Origin of the sequence: Xenorhabdus bharatensis, from assembly GCF_037996705.1 — a bacterium.
Lineage (GTDB): Bacteria > Pseudomonadota > Gammaproteobacteria > Enterobacterales > Enterobacteriaceae > Xenorhabdus > Xenorhabdus bharatensis.
Window position 1 is genome coordinate 216,200 of record NZ_JBBMXG010000002.1, and the last position, 14,536, is coordinate 230,735.

20 protein-coding genes are annotated in these 14,536 nt (G+C 42.2%); 13 read left to right on the forward strand and 7 right to left on the reverse strand.

Translation table 11 applies throughout. The features are described from left to right. Nucleotides 1-322 precede the first annotated feature (322 nt). Nucleotides 323-2,266 (forward strand): right-handed parallel beta-helix repeat-containing protein, encoded by a 1,944-nt coding sequence (locus AAC855_RS02800; protein WP_340608106.1) that lies wholly within the window; start codon nt 323-325, stop codon nt 2,264-2,266. A gap of 110 nt (nt 2,267-2,376) precedes the next feature. Here AAC855_RS02800 and AAC855_RS02805 read toward each other — a convergent pair whose 3' ends face one another. The 5 genes from AAC855_RS02805 to AAC855_RS02825 all read right to left on the reverse strand — a co-directional run bounded on the left by AAC855_RS02805 (nt 2,377) and on the right by AAC855_RS02825 (nt 5,125). Further along, nucleotides 2,377-2,658: a helix-turn-helix domain-containing protein gene (locus AAC855_RS02805; protein WP_340608107.1), complete on the reverse strand. Its 282-nt coding sequence runs from the start codon at nt 2,656-2,658 to the stop codon at nt 2,377-2,379. Next, a complete protein-coding gene (locus AAC855_RS02810; RefSeq protein WP_340608108.1) occupies nt 2,655-2,975 on the reverse strand; it encodes a type II toxin-antitoxin system RelE/ParE family toxin in 321 nt (106 codons plus the stop codon). Before AAC855_RS02810 ends, AAC855_RS02805 begins: the two co-directional genes overlap by 4 nt. A gap of 425 nt (nt 2,976-3,400) precedes the next feature. Further along, a complete protein-coding gene (locus AAC855_RS02815) occupies nt 3,401-3,583 on the reverse strand; it encodes a helix-turn-helix transcriptional regulator (RefSeq protein ID WP_340608109.1) in 183 nt (60 codons plus the stop codon). Nucleotides 3,584-3,838: 255 nt separating this feature from the next. Beyond that, complete coding sequence (locus AAC855_RS02820) at nt 3,839-4,237, reverse strand: hypothetical protein (protein ID WP_340608110.1); 399 nt, start codon at nt 4,235-4,237, stop codon at nt 3,839-3,841. Between the two features lie 276 nt (nt 4,238-4,513). Next, entirely contained in the window at nt 4,514-5,125 is a 612-nt protein-coding gene (locus AAC855_RS02825; RefSeq protein WP_099111676.1) for a helix-turn-helix domain-containing protein, read from the reverse strand. A gap of 182 nt (nt 5,126-5,307) precedes the next feature. Here AAC855_RS02825 and AAC855_RS02830 point away from each other — a divergent pair, with 182 nt between their 5' ends. The 12 genes from AAC855_RS02830 to AAC855_RS02885 all read left to right on the forward strand — a co-directional run bounded on the left by AAC855_RS02830 (nt 5,308) and on the right by AAC855_RS02885 (nt 13,298). Then, a complete protein-coding gene (locus AAC855_RS02830; RefSeq protein ID WP_340608111.1) occupies nt 5,308-5,544 on the forward strand; it encodes a helix-turn-helix domain-containing protein in 237 nt (78 codons plus the stop codon). 46 nt (nt 5,545-5,590) lie between these two features. Further along, the gene (locus AAC855_RS02835) at nt 5,591-6,373 is read left to right on the forward strand and encodes a helix-turn-helix domain-containing protein (RefSeq protein WP_340608112.1); all 783 of its coding nucleotides are present in this window, start codon (nt 5,591-5,593) and stop codon (nt 6,371-6,373) included. 15 nt (nt 6,374-6,388) lie between these two features. Next, a complete protein-coding gene (locus tag AAC855_RS02840) occupies nt 6,389-6,973 on the forward strand; it encodes an ATP-binding protein (RefSeq protein ID WP_340608265.1) in 585 nt (194 codons plus the stop codon). Next, entirely contained in the window at nt 6,970-8,331 is a 1,362-nt protein-coding gene (locus tag AAC855_RS02845) for a replicative DNA helicase (RefSeq protein WP_340608113.1), read from the forward strand. The genes AAC855_RS02840 and AAC855_RS02845 overlap by 4 nt, the downstream gene beginning before the upstream one ends. Before the next feature lie 18 nt (nt 8,332-8,349). Continuing rightward, nucleotides 8,350-8,787: an antiterminator Q family protein gene (locus AAC855_RS02850; protein ID WP_340608114.1), complete on the forward strand. Its 438-nt coding sequence runs from the start codon at nt 8,350-8,352 to the stop codon at nt 8,785-8,787. A gap of 156 nt (nt 8,788-8,943) precedes the next feature. Then, nucleotides 8,944-9,372, forward strand: coding sequence for a DUF7832 domain-containing protein (locus AAC855_RS02855; protein ID WP_340608115.1), 429 nt, complete (start codon nt 8,944-8,946; stop codon nt 9,370-9,372). Nucleotides 9,373-9,530: 158 nt separating this feature from the next. Further along, entirely contained in the window at nt 9,531-9,731 is a 201-nt protein-coding gene (locus AAC855_RS02860; protein WP_099111682.1) for a hypothetical protein, read from the forward strand. A gap of 99 nt (nt 9,732-9,830) precedes the next feature. After that, entirely contained in the window at nt 9,831-10,868 is a 1,038-nt protein-coding gene (locus AAC855_RS02865; RefSeq protein WP_340608116.1) for a DNA-methyltransferase, read from the forward strand. Between the two features lie 152 nt (nt 10,869-11,020). Next, nucleotides 11,021-11,845, forward strand: a complete 825-nt coding sequence (locus AAC855_RS02870; protein WP_340608117.1) for a DUF2829 domain-containing protein — start codon at nt 11,021-11,023, stop codon at nt 11,843-11,845. 256 nt (nt 11,846-12,101) lie between these two features. Beyond that, complete coding sequence (locus tag AAC855_RS02875; RefSeq protein WP_340608118.1) at nt 12,102-12,434, forward strand: phage holin, lambda family; 333 nt, start codon at nt 12,102-12,104, stop codon at nt 12,432-12,434. Then, entirely contained in the window at nt 12,418-12,852 is a 435-nt protein-coding gene (locus AAC855_RS02880) for a lysozyme (protein ID WP_340608119.1), read from the forward strand. Before AAC855_RS02875 ends, AAC855_RS02880 begins: the two co-directional genes overlap by 17 nt. Beyond that, nucleotides 12,849-13,298: a lysis protein gene (locus AAC855_RS02885; protein WP_340608120.1), complete on the forward strand. Its 450-nt coding sequence runs from the start codon at nt 12,849-12,851 to the stop codon at nt 13,296-13,298. Before AAC855_RS02880 ends, AAC855_RS02885 begins: the two co-directional genes overlap by 4 nt. Before the next feature lie 60 nt (nt 13,299-13,358). Here the strand turns inward: AAC855_RS02885 and AAC855_RS02890 are convergent, their stop codons facing one another. Both AAC855_RS02890 and AAC855_RS02895 read right to left on the reverse strand, forming a co-directional pair. Continuing rightward, nucleotides 13,359-13,925 carry a hypothetical protein gene (locus AAC855_RS02890; RefSeq protein ID WP_340608121.1) on the reverse strand — a complete coding sequence of 189 codons (567 nt, stop codon included), beginning with the start codon at nt 13,923-13,925 and terminating at the stop codon, nt 13,359-13,361. Between the two features lie 309 nt (nt 13,926-14,234). Next, entirely contained in the window at nt 14,235-14,528 is a 294-nt protein-coding gene (locus AAC855_RS02895; RefSeq protein ID WP_340608122.1) for a hypothetical protein, read from the reverse strand. Between the last annotated feature and the right edge of the window lie 8 nt (nt 14,529-14,536).

Below are 14,536 nucleotides of genomic sequence, written 5' to 3' on the forward strand. Positions count from 1 at the left end.
TCATCAATACGGGAAAGTACGGCTTGATTACTATTTGATAGGGAGCATGTTTTGTTGGCAGGATGACATAAAATAACAGGTAGATAATTAATGAAATTTGTATGTCCACTGATAAAAATTAATGTATGGCAATTTATACAGCACCAATCAATTTAAAAATAATTTAATTAGATTAATTTTATTATTGATTGGTGTTTTAGTTATATGCTTTACATGGATTTTTATAGTAATTAATAAGTACCGTTCATTAATAATATTGTCTTTTCTGCAAAGACTAAAATAAATGTGTGCGAATATCAACATTTTATTTGGAGTAATATATATGCCAGAATTAAAAAATTATATTTTAGATTCATCAAGGCTTGAACAGAGATTATTGCTCGGTGATGGCAGTGGAGTAGGGGTTAATCCAAGTGGAACATTAAAGGATGCCATGTTCTGGGTGACTCCTCAAATGTTTGGAGCTAAAGCAGATGGTGTTACTGATGACTATTTAGCAATACACAAAGCCAATAGATATTTGATGTCCATTGGTGGTGGTGTTTTATTTTATCCAGCTGGTGTTTACGCCGTATCAAGGGCTATTCGTCTAGATTCGTTTGATTACATTGCTGATAAATATGTTGGTAATATACCTAAGGGCATCATTCACCGTGGTGCCGGAGCTGGAGCTACCACCATCAAGGCTATAAGTTACAATAATTGCTTTTCATCATTCCCTGAGCCTTATGTTCATAGTTCAACTGTTGAACCAACTTTGCGAGGTTCTGACTTATATATATGCGACATGACAATTGATTGTAATTATGAAGATCTACCAGACTATGGAACCGCTAGATTTTCAAATTCATCACACCAATATGAGGTTTCTAAATTAGGTGGAAAGTGGGGAAATGGAAAGGAAGAGCCAAAGGTAGCGATTTATGCGTGCGATAACTACCAGTTCCCAATTTACATGGAAAGAAATGAAAGGGTTTATATAGAACGATGTCAAATAAAAAGCTCTTGGTATAATGGAATTGAGTTGTACAAGTGTAAGAAGGTATTTGTTAATAACAATCATATAATTAATTGCGGTGATAAAAAGAACGTATATGGTTTTTATTCTGCCGTTGAACCAGATAATGGTTGTATAGACATTCATATAACCGAAAACCATATTGAATTTTGCGGTAATGGAGTCATGTCAAACGGTGATTCGCTTAGTTATGCAACAGACCCAGTATCATCAGTGTATATATCAAACAACAAAATTAAAAATATAAATGGGAATGGAATTTATGGATTCGGATGGGTTCAGAATTGGCATATAAATGGGAATGAATTTGATAATATAGGAAGAAGTCCAATATACATTTTTGAGGATAACAATCCCAAAAAGGCTACAAGTAGAAATCCAGATAAAATCAATGTAATTGGTAATATTATCAACTCATTTAATATTGAGAATACTGATGCAACAGGCATACGAGTTGAGGCTATAACTGCTAACATTAATAGCAATACAGTTATTAATAGGAATTCAACAACGTCAAACACTAGAGCTATTTTGGTATCTGATTCAAATATAGATTTAAAGTCAGATGAGTTTTTTAGCGTTATTGTTTCAGATAATATAATTAAAGGCCGATTCTTTACTGATGAAAACAATGGAGTGATTTACGTATCTCAAGAGAATGTATATGTGCACGGTAACTTAATTCATTCTCATGGTAAGGTCGCTGAGGTTCCTGTTGTGGTATATAAGGCTGGATGTAAAATTGCAGATAACAAAATTATAGGTAAATATAAATACAGATTACCTTACAGGATATTAAACTCATCCAGTAGCATTGTAGATAATGACTATAACCCTTATTTTGAGGCCAAGATAACATCAACTCAGGTTAACCTCTCATCAAAATACTATATTATAGACTGGAATTCTTGGGGTGAAATTGCGATGGATACTCTATCAATTTATAACACCTCAAGCTGTCAAATGAGGGCACCTTATGATGGATATTACTCAATTACACTAAGTGGAAAAATGCAGCAAGCCAGTAATTACATTGTTGGTATAGAAGTTAACGGAGTAATGGTAGATCAGGTCAGTGGGGCAGCTTCAGACGGTGTTGTGGATGTTCAAGTTACTTCAACAGTAAAATTAAAATCCGGAGAGGTCGCCTTAGCTAAAGTGTACAACAACGCCTCAGACTGGAACTTAAGGGCTGGAACAAGAATTACCTTTAATTATGTTGGCAGCTTCAGCAAGTTTAATCAGTAGTGTTTAATCATGATTGATGAAGACATTATACTGTATGGCGTATGTATCGAGGATTGTCACAAACAGAATTAAAACGAATCAATTCAGATAAGCCGCTTAATGCGGCTTTTTTAACTGTTGCGTCGATAGCTGAAATCAAGCTGGAAACCACAGGCTTTTGCATAATTTACTAGTGTGCTTAAAGTCGGGTTGCTTTTTCCTTTTTCCAATCGGGAAATGTTACTTTCTTTAGTTCCCATTCGATCAGCCACTTGTTGTTGAGTTAACTTCGCTTCAGTACGCATACTGAGCAATGTATTGATGAGTTCAAACTCATCATTTAACTCATCATAAGCCTGTTTCACTTCTGGATTTTGTAATGCTTTAGCTTTAAGGGCTTGCAGTTGACTCATTTTTTCACCTCTTTCATACGGCTTTTGGCTAAGTCTAAATCTTTCTTAGGTGTTTTTTGGCTCTTCTTAACAAAAGCATGGAGAATGTAGATATGCGAGCCATCAAGGTAACAGAATAAGCCTCGACCAATTCCTTCCTGCGCTTTTGCTCGTACCTCAAACAAGCCATTACCCATAGGTTCAGTATGTGGGAATCCAAGATTAGCACCATGCTGTTCCATTAATTCGAGCAGTTTTAGCATTCTTGCTTGAATCTTAGGGGGCATATCCAGAATGCTATCCATTACTCCGTGGTAAAAATCAATATTCCAGCTCATGTCTGCCTTTTGTATTTATCATATATGATAGATGTTCAGGGTTCAATATTGGCTTATCATTTATGATAAGATTTAACTTATCGTATATGATAGGTTTGATTGAGTCAACTGAGTGATGAAAACACTTGGTATGAAAAGAGGAGCCACTGCATTATGTTGTTTATAGGCTGGCTTAAATCACTGTGTCGTTTTTGTGTCTCTGCTAACGACACATGAACTACAACCAAAGACACCGAAAAGCGATGAACGACACAAAACGGGATGCGAGCAAGGATAAATCTTTATATTTCAATGTGATATTTAGTGGTCTACTTTCTTCTAAGCCGTAGGTCACAGGTTCGAATCCTGTAGGGCGTACCATAAAATCAATAAGTTACCAGTATTTTTCAAGTATATCAAAAAGTGCAGGTGCTCTAACGGGTGTTTTAAGGATTTTTATCTTTAACCCACTTTTCATAAACTTCTTCAGTCCAGCCTAAAAAAATCCCGCTTTCCGTCTTTGAGGGTTTTGGAAACTCATTTCTCTTTGCCCACATCCGCCACAAAGTAGGATGGCTCTTTCCTACCAATTTACACATTTCTTTAAGACTAATGTATCTCGTTGCCATTATTGACTACTTCCTTTCTGATAATTGCTGACCAAAGCCACCCTAACCACTTTTTCAGTGGCTATCTTCCCATCTATCACAAAAATGATGTATTCCAGATCGGTACTTAGGCATGTCATTTGAATTTTTTAATCTTTCGTTGTCGGGCACCATATCTGGTACCCGCTCTGAATTTAGAGTAAAGCATTCCCCAGCGCAGGCGCTGTCATTCAGTTTGAATATTGATTGAAATTTATAGATTGTATTTATCGTCGTTTATTGTGTGGCTATTTTTATGACTGAGCGTGTTTTCTTACCTGATTTAATCAGAGGAATGATATCAACTAAATTCATATATCGTCCTTTCCGCCTATAGAGTGCATAACCGTAATCGACAATCAGTTCTAAATGATAGCAAGGTACTGGCTCGGTATGTTTTGGGCTGACCCGATACGTCGCTAAAATATGATATTTAAATTCATTGTTATTCTTTATATCCATGCCGTGATGCTGGGTTTTGCCCTGATGATATTGATCTGCCAAAAAGGTGATATGTGTTGTTTCTGCATGCAGGCTGTTTTTTTGTGCGATATTGGCAACAATGCCTTTAATGTTGATAGCCTTTTTTTGTTGTGGTGCCGGTTTTTTGATGATGGCAGAAATGAAGGTACGCATAAATCCTCTCGCTTATTAGGGTAGTGATTATTCCTATCACTTTGATGCCACTAACATTATCACTTAAATTTCATTGAATCCATACCTAAAGTGATATAAATTAAATTTTTTAATTATCTTATTGATATCTAATAATTTTAATTTGATATTATTTGAATGATTTTAGATCTTGATGGGGATTATTATTTCAGTGAAAAGGAAGATACTGCATTAAAAACAGTATCTTATTGCAGATAGAGGCAGGGGTTGGTGGTGTTTAAAGTCGGGAGAGGAAGGTTATCGTTTTCGCTTCATGTGACGAAATAAATACACAATCACACCGACGATTTCCATGTCGGGAGAAAGGGTTATCAAGGGGATACGTGAGTCATCCACAGATAAAAAGCTGACCGCTCCCCCTTGTTTATAACGATAAACGGAATAGTGTTCTCCGATGCGGGCATAGACTAAATCATCATTGGCGATCTCTTCCTGTGTATCTACCACGATCACCGTCCCTTCCGGCGCTTCAGCACAGCCGGTATTTTGGGTGATGCGATAAGCCCGACAGGATTCAAAGGCGGTTTGCTGTTCAGAAAAGGCCGGCACCATGAAGCACTCCGGGGTTTCTTGTTCTGCTTCATAAATTTTTACCGGTGCATAACGGTTGTCATGCTTGACAGCAAAATCAGTATCACCGGACTGTGATTTATGACCACTGCCATCACTCAGCCACTCTGGTCGAACGTCAAGCGCCTTGGCTAAATCAACGAGCCGGCCTGTTTTGGTTGCGTTCCCGGAAAGTAATTTCCATATCATGGATTGCGCCATGCCGGCTTTTTTTGCCAGCGCAGATTGGGTTAGCCCCTTATCTGCCATAGCTTCTTTTAATCTATCAGCAAGAGTCATAAGTGCCTCATGAGTGGTTCCCGCATTTACGTCGAATACCGGGGATAAACCCAAGAACCGCTGTCTTGGAACATTTTTTTCTTATTCTATCTCTAGAGTGATATCTTTACAAATACTCCAATAGTGATTTATATTGACCGTTAGTGATATTAAAATTGCCGTGGTGTTGGAGAAAGGGAAGGATGAAAAACAGTGTAATAAAAAAAGTGATAGATATCGCAGGCAGTCAGGCCAAATTGGCTCAGGTACTGGGGTGTGCGCAATCGCTCGTCAGTGCATGGTTGTACGGAAAAAAACGGGTTTCGGTATCACGAGTCCCCGATATTGTGATGTTTTCAAACGGGGCGGTTCAGGCGCATGAATTGCGTCCTGATCTGCCTACCGTTTTCCCGCCGCCTGAAGCGAAAACCCCGCAATAAATTTCCAATTCCCGCTGGTGGCGGATCGATAACAGGGAGAAATGGCATGAGTATGAGTCTGATGGCGAAGGCAATGAGTATCCGGGTGGGTAATCCCCTGAGAAAACTGGTGCTGATTAAACTGGCCGATAATGCAAACGACAAAGGGGAGTGCTGGCCCTCGTATCAGCATATTGCAGATCACTGTGAATGCAGCAAAAGCGCCGTGCGAAATCACATTGATGCCCTGATTAAGATGGGTTTGCTGACCAAGGAGAATCGGCTGGGTAATCACAACGGGAAAGGGAATGCCTCGAATGTCTATTACCTGAATTTATCTGCTGGCCCTGTGTCACCCAAAAGCATACCCCCTGTGCCACCGGCTGGCAGCCCTATGCCATCTGCTGACACCCCTGTGCCGCCCAATGGCAGACCCCCTATGCCGTCAGATGGCACCAGAATCAGTCACTCTTTTGAACCTGTCAAGGAACCAGTCAAAGAACCTATAAAACCCCAAGGGGCTGGGCAGGAAAAACAGGCAGAAAAGCCAGCATTCGATCCCCTGACGGCCAAACCCGAGAATGTCAGTGCCGAAATATGGGCGGACTGGGTGACGTTTCGGCAGGAAATCAGGAAACCCCTGACCGAAACCAGTTGCCGCCAGCAGGCCAAACAACTGGCCGCCTGTCCCAATCCTGACGCGGTAATTTGCACTTCCATTGCCAACAGTTGGCAAGGGTTATTTCCTGACAAGCAGAAATCCGGTCGGCAGCCCCAAGTCAACACCCATAGCGGATTTGAGCACAAGTGTTATGAATCACACGGCGCGAGCTGGACAAAAAATCTTTAAGGAGCAGCAGACGTGATGGAAACAACGGAACCGGGAATATTGAACATCGTCCCCCGCTTTGCGCAGGCCAGCTTTGCCACCTACCAGCCACAGAATCGCAGGGCAGAAACTAATCTGAAAACCTGTCAGGGCTACGTCCAGACATGGGCGGAACGCAAGCGGGCAGGGGAAGGCATGATCCTGTGCGGGCGTCAGGGCTCGGGCAAAACCCACCTTGCTGTCGCTTTGTGCCGGGAAATTGCCGCAGGCGGGGATGAAGCCGTGTTTATCACCACCGCCTCACGCATCATCCGGGCATTTCGTCGCTCATGGAACAGCGAGGGTGAAATGAGTGAATTTAATACCCTGAAATTTTACAGCGAGCGGGATTTGCTGGTGATTGACGAAATCGGCATGCAGTACGGCACGGAGTCTGAACGCCATATTCTGTTTGAGGTACTGAATAATCGTTATGAAGATCTGCTGCCCACCATTCTGATCAGTAACTTGCCCGTGACTGAGTTGGCGCAGTTTTTGGGTGATCGGACGCTGGACCGAGTGCTTCAGGGCGGCACGGTACTGGCCTTTGACTGGGAAAGCTACCGGAGGGAAATCGCATGAATGTCTATGATTTGGAAATGGCCGTTATCAGTGGCTTGTTATCCGGCGGGGCGACACCGGATGCCTACGACGTATTAGCGGTGTTACCGGATGAGGCGTTCAGCTCTGTTCATCTGCGCCGGGTGTACGGCGAAATCAAAAAGCAGGCTCTGGGCAGTGCGATTATCGATCCCTTTTTCATTGCGGATGCGATGGGCGAAGAACGGGGTATTCTGGCTAACTTGCTGGAATTAGCCAAAACGCCGGTCTGGCGGGCCAATTTAAAAGGCTATGCGGAAAAAGTCATGCGTTACTGGCGGGTACGTCAGGTCACTGAGCTGATTAACCGCTACCAGCAAGAGATTCAGACCTGTGGCAATCACACGCAAGCAGAAGCCCTGATTGAGGCATTTGCCTCCCAGTTTAATGGGATATCCCAGAACGAAAGTAGCTTACAGCCGGTGGTCATCGGCGACTTGCTGGACAGGTACGTTGAAACACTGGAAGCGCGCAATCAGGGCAAGACCGGCATGATCCTGACAGGCATTGAGCCACTGGACGAACTGACCGGCGGATTTAACCCGACTGATCTGATTTTACTGGGCGGACGTCCGGGCATGGGAAAAACGGAACTGGCCCTGTGCATGATTGAAGGCATGACCCGCAACGGGGGCGGGGCGTTGTTGTTTACCATGGAAATGGCAGCGCAACAAATTGCCGAGCGCATGGTGGCAGGTTCGGCGGCGATGCCGGTGTCTAAACTCCGAAACTGCGAACTGTATGATGAGGACTGGGGGCGTATTGGCAATGCACTGGGTTCGCTTATCGACCGGAATATCCATGTGCTGGATGCCAGCGATCTGAGTGTCGAACAAATTTGCGCTATCAGTGAAACTCATAAGCGTCGTCACCCGAACTTAAAGGGGATTTTCGTCGACTACCTTGGGTTGATTAGAAAACTCCGGGCTGACCGTCATGACTTAGCGGTGGCAGAAATATCGAAGGCACTGAAAGGCCTGGCGAAACGGCTGCATACCCCGGTCACGGCCTTGAGCCAGCTCTCAAGGGACGTGGATAAACGCCCCCTGCATCAGCGTCGCCCGATAGCGGCAGACTTACGTGATTCCGGCTCACTGGAGCAGGATGCAGATCGCATCATTTTTACCTATCGGGATGGGGTGTATAACCCACTCAGCCCTGCCAGCCCGTACGCGGAAATTATTCTGGAGAAGAACCGTCACGGGCAAACCGGCACAGTTTATCAGGCATTCCGGCACGGTCATTACCTGCCGACTGATCAGGTATTGGCCGCCGAAATGTGCCGCAGGTCGCAACAAGACAAACAAAAACAACGCCGTTATGCCGACAGGGCGCTTTGATCACAGGGGAGTGTATGAATGCGTGATATTCAGTTAGTGATGGAGCGCTGGGGCGCATGGGTGGCGGATAATCGTGACGGAGTTTACTGGTCCTCCATTGCGGCGGGCTTCAAAGGGTTAATCCCGAACCGGGTGAAATCCCGCGTACAGTGTTGTGATGACGATGCCCTGATTATCGCCAGTTGCATGGCAAAACTGAATCAGCAGAATAGCGAGGCGCATGACCTGCTCTTTGATTATTACGTCTTTGGTAAAACGTTTATGCAACTCGCCCATGATCACCACTGTTCTGACGGGCACATAGGGAAGAAACTACAGAAAGCCGAAGGTGTTATTGAAGGGATGTTAATGATGCTGGATATCTCACTGGACATGGATAAATACGTACAGTTAGAACCCACTGAAATGAATTCAAATCATTTATACAGCCATTTTAAAAACACTTTACGTACGTAAAAATAATGTTAATGTGATAAGAATCATAGTTATGCCACACAGCTTATTATTAGGCAGTTGACCTCACCACTTTGTGCGGGGTTTTTGTTATTAAAATAATATCCATTTTCCTTTTATAATTGGCACGTTATATCTACATCCGTTAAAGAGGGAAATATGTCTATTGATCGAATGGATTTCTATGATGACCAGAAAGAACGCCAAGAATTCCCTTGTGAAAATCGTGGTACACATATAGGTTTTTTTCTGGCATGGATTATTCACCATCACCTTGAGGGGGAAGAACCTCAACTTTTATTTAAAGGTGAACTGGACGCTGTTCGTAAACGTGAAATGACAGGAAGAGATTTTCTGATTGCGTGTTGTGATGAAAAACTCTCGATTATGGATTTAAACGAAGAGGGAGCGGCTTTTGCATCGGCTTATTATAATACAGAAGATGGTGGGTATTTTTTTGATTACAACGGTAACTTAGCTAAAGATTGGTCATTATTCTTTCATGTTGAAGACTCTTGGCAGAATTATGACATTATCGATACGGTAATAACAAAAGCCTATGAAAATTGGAAGAAATCTAAGTCCTAAATAGTTAAGACGTTATAGCAATATACATAGAATTAAAAAGCCCCTTGTTCATAAAGGGGCTTTTTATCGCCTGAAATAAACATAAGACTTGCTGTTGTCTTTGGTCAGAGTTACATGTGTGTTTAAGCATAAAAACTGCCCGGAGGGTTAAATTTATCATGTTAAAACATGAAGATATGACAATAACAGCCGCCTGTGTTTTAGATGCCGTGCCTTTGCATACGTGGTTTTCTGTTTCTGAAGTGTCTAAATTAATGGGGCTGCCTGAACCCCGTTGCCAACTATTGTTAACCCAATTTCGTCTGGCGGGTTTAATGGAAAGCCGGGACGATGACACGTTTTTCAAACGTTCTTCCTGATGGGGTTATTTCCCAGAACGTGAAAATACAGCCGGTGAATGCCGGCTTTTCGTGTTGTCGTTTTCCTGAGAACAGTCAGCGTCGAGAGGAAAAAAGCGGATGGATTTACGCCCTGTCACCTTAGTCAACGATGACTCCCTGAAATTTATCAAAACCCTGCCGGATAACTGCATTGACTTAATTGCCACAGACCCTCCGTACTTTCGCGTGAAAGACTGTCACTGGGATAACCAGTGGGAGGACGTCACGGCTTACCTTGCGTGGCTGGATGAACTGTTGGCAGAGTTCTGGCGGGTACTGAAACCGAACGGCAGCCTGTATATGTTCTGCGGTTCGCGCCTAGCCTCGGATACGGAACTGCTGGTACGGGAACGGTTTAATGTGCTGAACCAGATTATCTGGGCGAAACCGTCCGGCCCGTGGCGCAGGCAGCATAAAGAAAGTCTGCGTATGTATTTTCCGGCCACTGAACGTATTATTTTTGCTGAACATTACCAAGGGCCATACCAACCGAAAGGCGATGGCTATTTCAAACAATGCCGGGAACTGAAACAGTCGGTGTTTAAACCGCTGGTGGATTATTTTCGTGATGCCCGCAAAGCGTTAGGCATCACAGCAAAAGCCATACACAAAGCCACCGGAAAGCAGATGGCCAGTCACTGGTTCAGCGATAGCCAGTGGCAGTTACCCAGTGAAACGGACTATCAAAAGTTGCAGGGACTGTTTGACCGTATCGCCAAAGAAAAGCACCAGCGTGGCGAACTGAATACTCCGTATCCTGAGCTGGTGGACTCCCATTTAACCCTGTCGCGTCAGTATGACGAACTGCGGCAGGAATACGGTTTAATGCGCCGCTCGTTCACAGTGACGGCAGACGTGCCTTATACCGATGTCTGGCATTTTGCTCCTGTACAGTATTATCCGTGCAAGCATCCGTGCGAAAAACCGGCTGATTTAATGGCCCATATTATCCAGTCCAGCAGCCGGGAAGGTGAGCTGGTGGCCGATTTCTTTATGGGCTCTGGGGCGACACTGAAAGCGGCGTTGAAACTCAATCGTCGTGTGTTGGGCGTGGAACTGGAAGAGGAACGGTTTAAGCAGACGGAACAGGAAATCAAATTGTTTATAAATAAATGAAATGGATTTCAGTGGATTGTATAAATGACCATACAAGGCGAATAGATATATTCAATCATAAGAATTTATTAATATATTCATTCTGTTTAACAGCAGGTGGAAATTAAAGATTAAATTTAACTTCCCATTATTTATAAATATAAGGAAATAGTATGTCTGAATTTATTAAGCCTGAACATGAATGCCCCTTTGATCCAAAACAATATCACTGTGATTGTTTTATTGCACCGGTGGGTTCTTTTTCTTGGGCTTTGATTCAATTAAAACTACGCAAGCGCGTTACCCGTTCTGTTTGGGTGAATTGCCAAGGAAATAATGAGATGTATCTAGCTATCACTCCACGTGTAAATAATTTAGCCGTGGAAAAAGATAGCGCTTATGCCGTTGATGGAGTTGCTGTTGGGACTAAATATGATTATTTGACTCACATTGATCTGCGCAATGAACACGGTAATTTTGTACCGTGGCAGCCAACGCAGGAAGATATGATGGCGTGTGATTGGGTACTGGTGGAAGATAAGGCAAAGCCTGAATCTGAGTCAGATGATATGTTAGTTTTCGATCTTAACTCAGCCTTTGACAAAAAATCTGGGTATTATGGATATTTGAGTGAAAATAGAGTAGGTGATATGTATGACAAATCCATGGGGGTTCTAACAATTATCAAAAATAAAACAGATATTAAAAATTCTTTAATATTCCATTCTGATAAATCTATAGGTTATATTCATTTTTCTGTGTCTTTTGATAAATCTAACTCTCAAAAAGTGGCAGAGTTATTTAAGAAGGATCTTTATATTAAAGTGAACAATACAACCTATGATCTTGGGGTTGGATCCCCATGGGATAATGAGAAAACAGATACCAATTACGGATTTTTATATAGTTTTGATAAAACCAAAAAAGATAGGGAAAAATTAAGCGAAATATTAATGAAAACGGGTGAAACTAAGCGTTTCTACTGTAACTGGTATTAATTCAAACTGATGCACTTTAAATTCAAGACTATGCTTCATCCGGTATGGTTTTTTCATTTTTGCCATCACAATTTCTACCAGAATTTCAATATATCCTATTGCAGTTAGTATTTTATAACATGCTGTTGAACAGTTCTGGTATGCACGGAACAGTCTGCCTGAGTTATATCAGGCAACTTTATTCTATTAACTGTAACTCACAGGGGGAACCTATTTCCCCCAAGGGTATCAATTGCTCTAATGGTGGAATATAAAGATGAAAGAAAATCCTGATATTTGGGCACACCTTGGTGACTGGCTTGTTTCAATAAAAGAACAAGGTATCGGTGCAACTCTCGCCGGGGCAATGGCATTTCTCCGAGGTCGCTATAACGGTATCGGTTGGTTAAAAGTCTCTATCGATGCTTTTATATGTGCCATGTTTGCTTGGTTCATTCGTGATGTATTAAATCTGTTTGGTCTGAATCCTGACTTAGCTTATATCGGCAGTGTGGTGATGGGTTACTTGGGGACAGACTTTATCGGTCAATTGTTGCGTAAGGTGGCAGAGAAAAGAGCAGGAGTATCTTCTGATGGAAATCAGCAATAAAGGCCTTGAGTGCATCAAACAGTATGAAGGCCTGAAACTGAAAGCCTACCCTGACCCTGCAACCGGAGGTATTCTGTGGACCATTGGTTACGGTCATACAAAAGGGGTTAAAAAAGGGGATGTGATTACAGAACAGCAGGCCGAAGCATTTCTGCATGATGATCTCCAACCTATATACACCACCTTAAGAAGATTGGTTAAAGTTCCTTTGAGCCAAAGCCAATTCGATGCTCTATGCTCGTTTATCTTCAATTGTGGTAGCGGTAACTTTTCGGGTTCCACTTTATTGAAGAAACTCAATCAAGGTGATTATTCAGGTGCAGCAGTAGAGTTCTCCCGCTGGAATAAAGCGGCAGGCAAGGTTATGCGTGGGCTGGATAATCGTCGGAAATCTGAACGCCAGATGTTTTTATCATGAAGCTCAATTTCACCTCCGGCATTGTTATTGCGTTGATTATTGCTTCAGTTGCAGCCTTATTATACCGCTCTGGGTATAAGAAACAGATTGGTATTAATAATGACCAGATAGCTGAAATTCAGCAACTGACTGACACCATTAGCTACCAGAACACACATATTGACATGCTGCATGAATTGGACACCAAACATTCTCAGGAACTTGCCAATGCCAAGACTGAAATCGACACTCTTCGGGCTGATGTTGCCGCTGGCCGTCGCAAGTTGCGCATCCAAGCCAGCTGTTCTTTGTCAGAAACCACTGCCTCCGGCAGCATGGGCACTCCAACCTCCGTCGAACTCACTGGAGAAACTGGATCAACTGTTCTCGATATCCGAGAAAGCATCATCAACGACCGGGCAAAATTAAGCTATTTGCAGGAATATGTGAGGAATCAATGTCGATGAAATATGGTATTAATCCAGTGATGCACTCCAGAGGAAAATGATTCTGAGATTGCGGATACATTAAGAATCAGAGGCAATAAAACTTCCATCTCGGAGCGATAGAGAGAAGTCTCGCCAACCCCCCGGCGGATCCCATTCACCAGAGCCATAAATTATGTTATCCCTAATATCGTTTATTATTACTCCATCAATGGCGCATCTTGGGGACTTCCAAATAATTCCCGTATGAATATTAACAAAGAATGTATAAGCGAATGATGTAACAAGAAAGTTATTACTGAGTGCTGTAGAATGGACGTCAGGAACTGAATATAAATGCCCTGCATAATCGTTTAGAAATAGACTCACCGTACAATTAGTTTTTATGTCGAATAAATGGACATGTCGACCATGTAATATGGCAACTTTTTGCTCACCGATTAAGATTTCCTTAAAACATTGTTCAAACAGAAAGCCGTCTTTATCGACTTCTGTATAAACATTGAGAATCAGAGAGAGTTGATCCTCTTTGTAAATAGCGACTTTCTCACACAGCGTGTGATTATTTGTAAACTGATTGATATCAATATGTGGGATAGATTCGTCAAACTTGCTGTTAATGTTGCAAAACTCTGCACGATATACCATAGATACACTCTGTAGTTAGCGATAAAAAAATCATTGATTAATACCGCTTTTTGTTATTTATTCTGTCTTTCAGACATCGCAAAATTTCAGGAGAATATAGGATTGCTATCAACACAAAAAAGAACAAGATGAATTTAATCTCAAGTCCACCCACAAGGATAGCTAATATGAGAAACGTAGACACCATCGCTCTAATTTCAGTAAAAAACCCTTTTATTATTCTGATGAATACGAGTTTAATCCATTGGCAAAACATAAACAGCATCCTTGTTCGTTGTGGTAATCCGATATAAATGAGGATTTGAACCATCAGGCATCGTGGGTATTTTGCCGTTCCGCTTCTTTGGCGATGGCAGAAATCCATTTTCTGTAGTGAAAAAACCAAATGATAACGCCTGCAAACATACCGAAGAAAAGAGAAAAAAGGTACATACGCCCGCGAGATTCCAGTAAGGCTAGAAGCGAATATTCTCCTCGATATATTCTTTCAAATACATCGCTCAGGAGATAATCACCAAGTATCAATATCACCGGGAGGGCCAAGCCTAAGTATATAGTTAGCTGTGAAAGTGCAATGAGTTGAACCTTAGTCTCTTTTTTCATCCTGAATT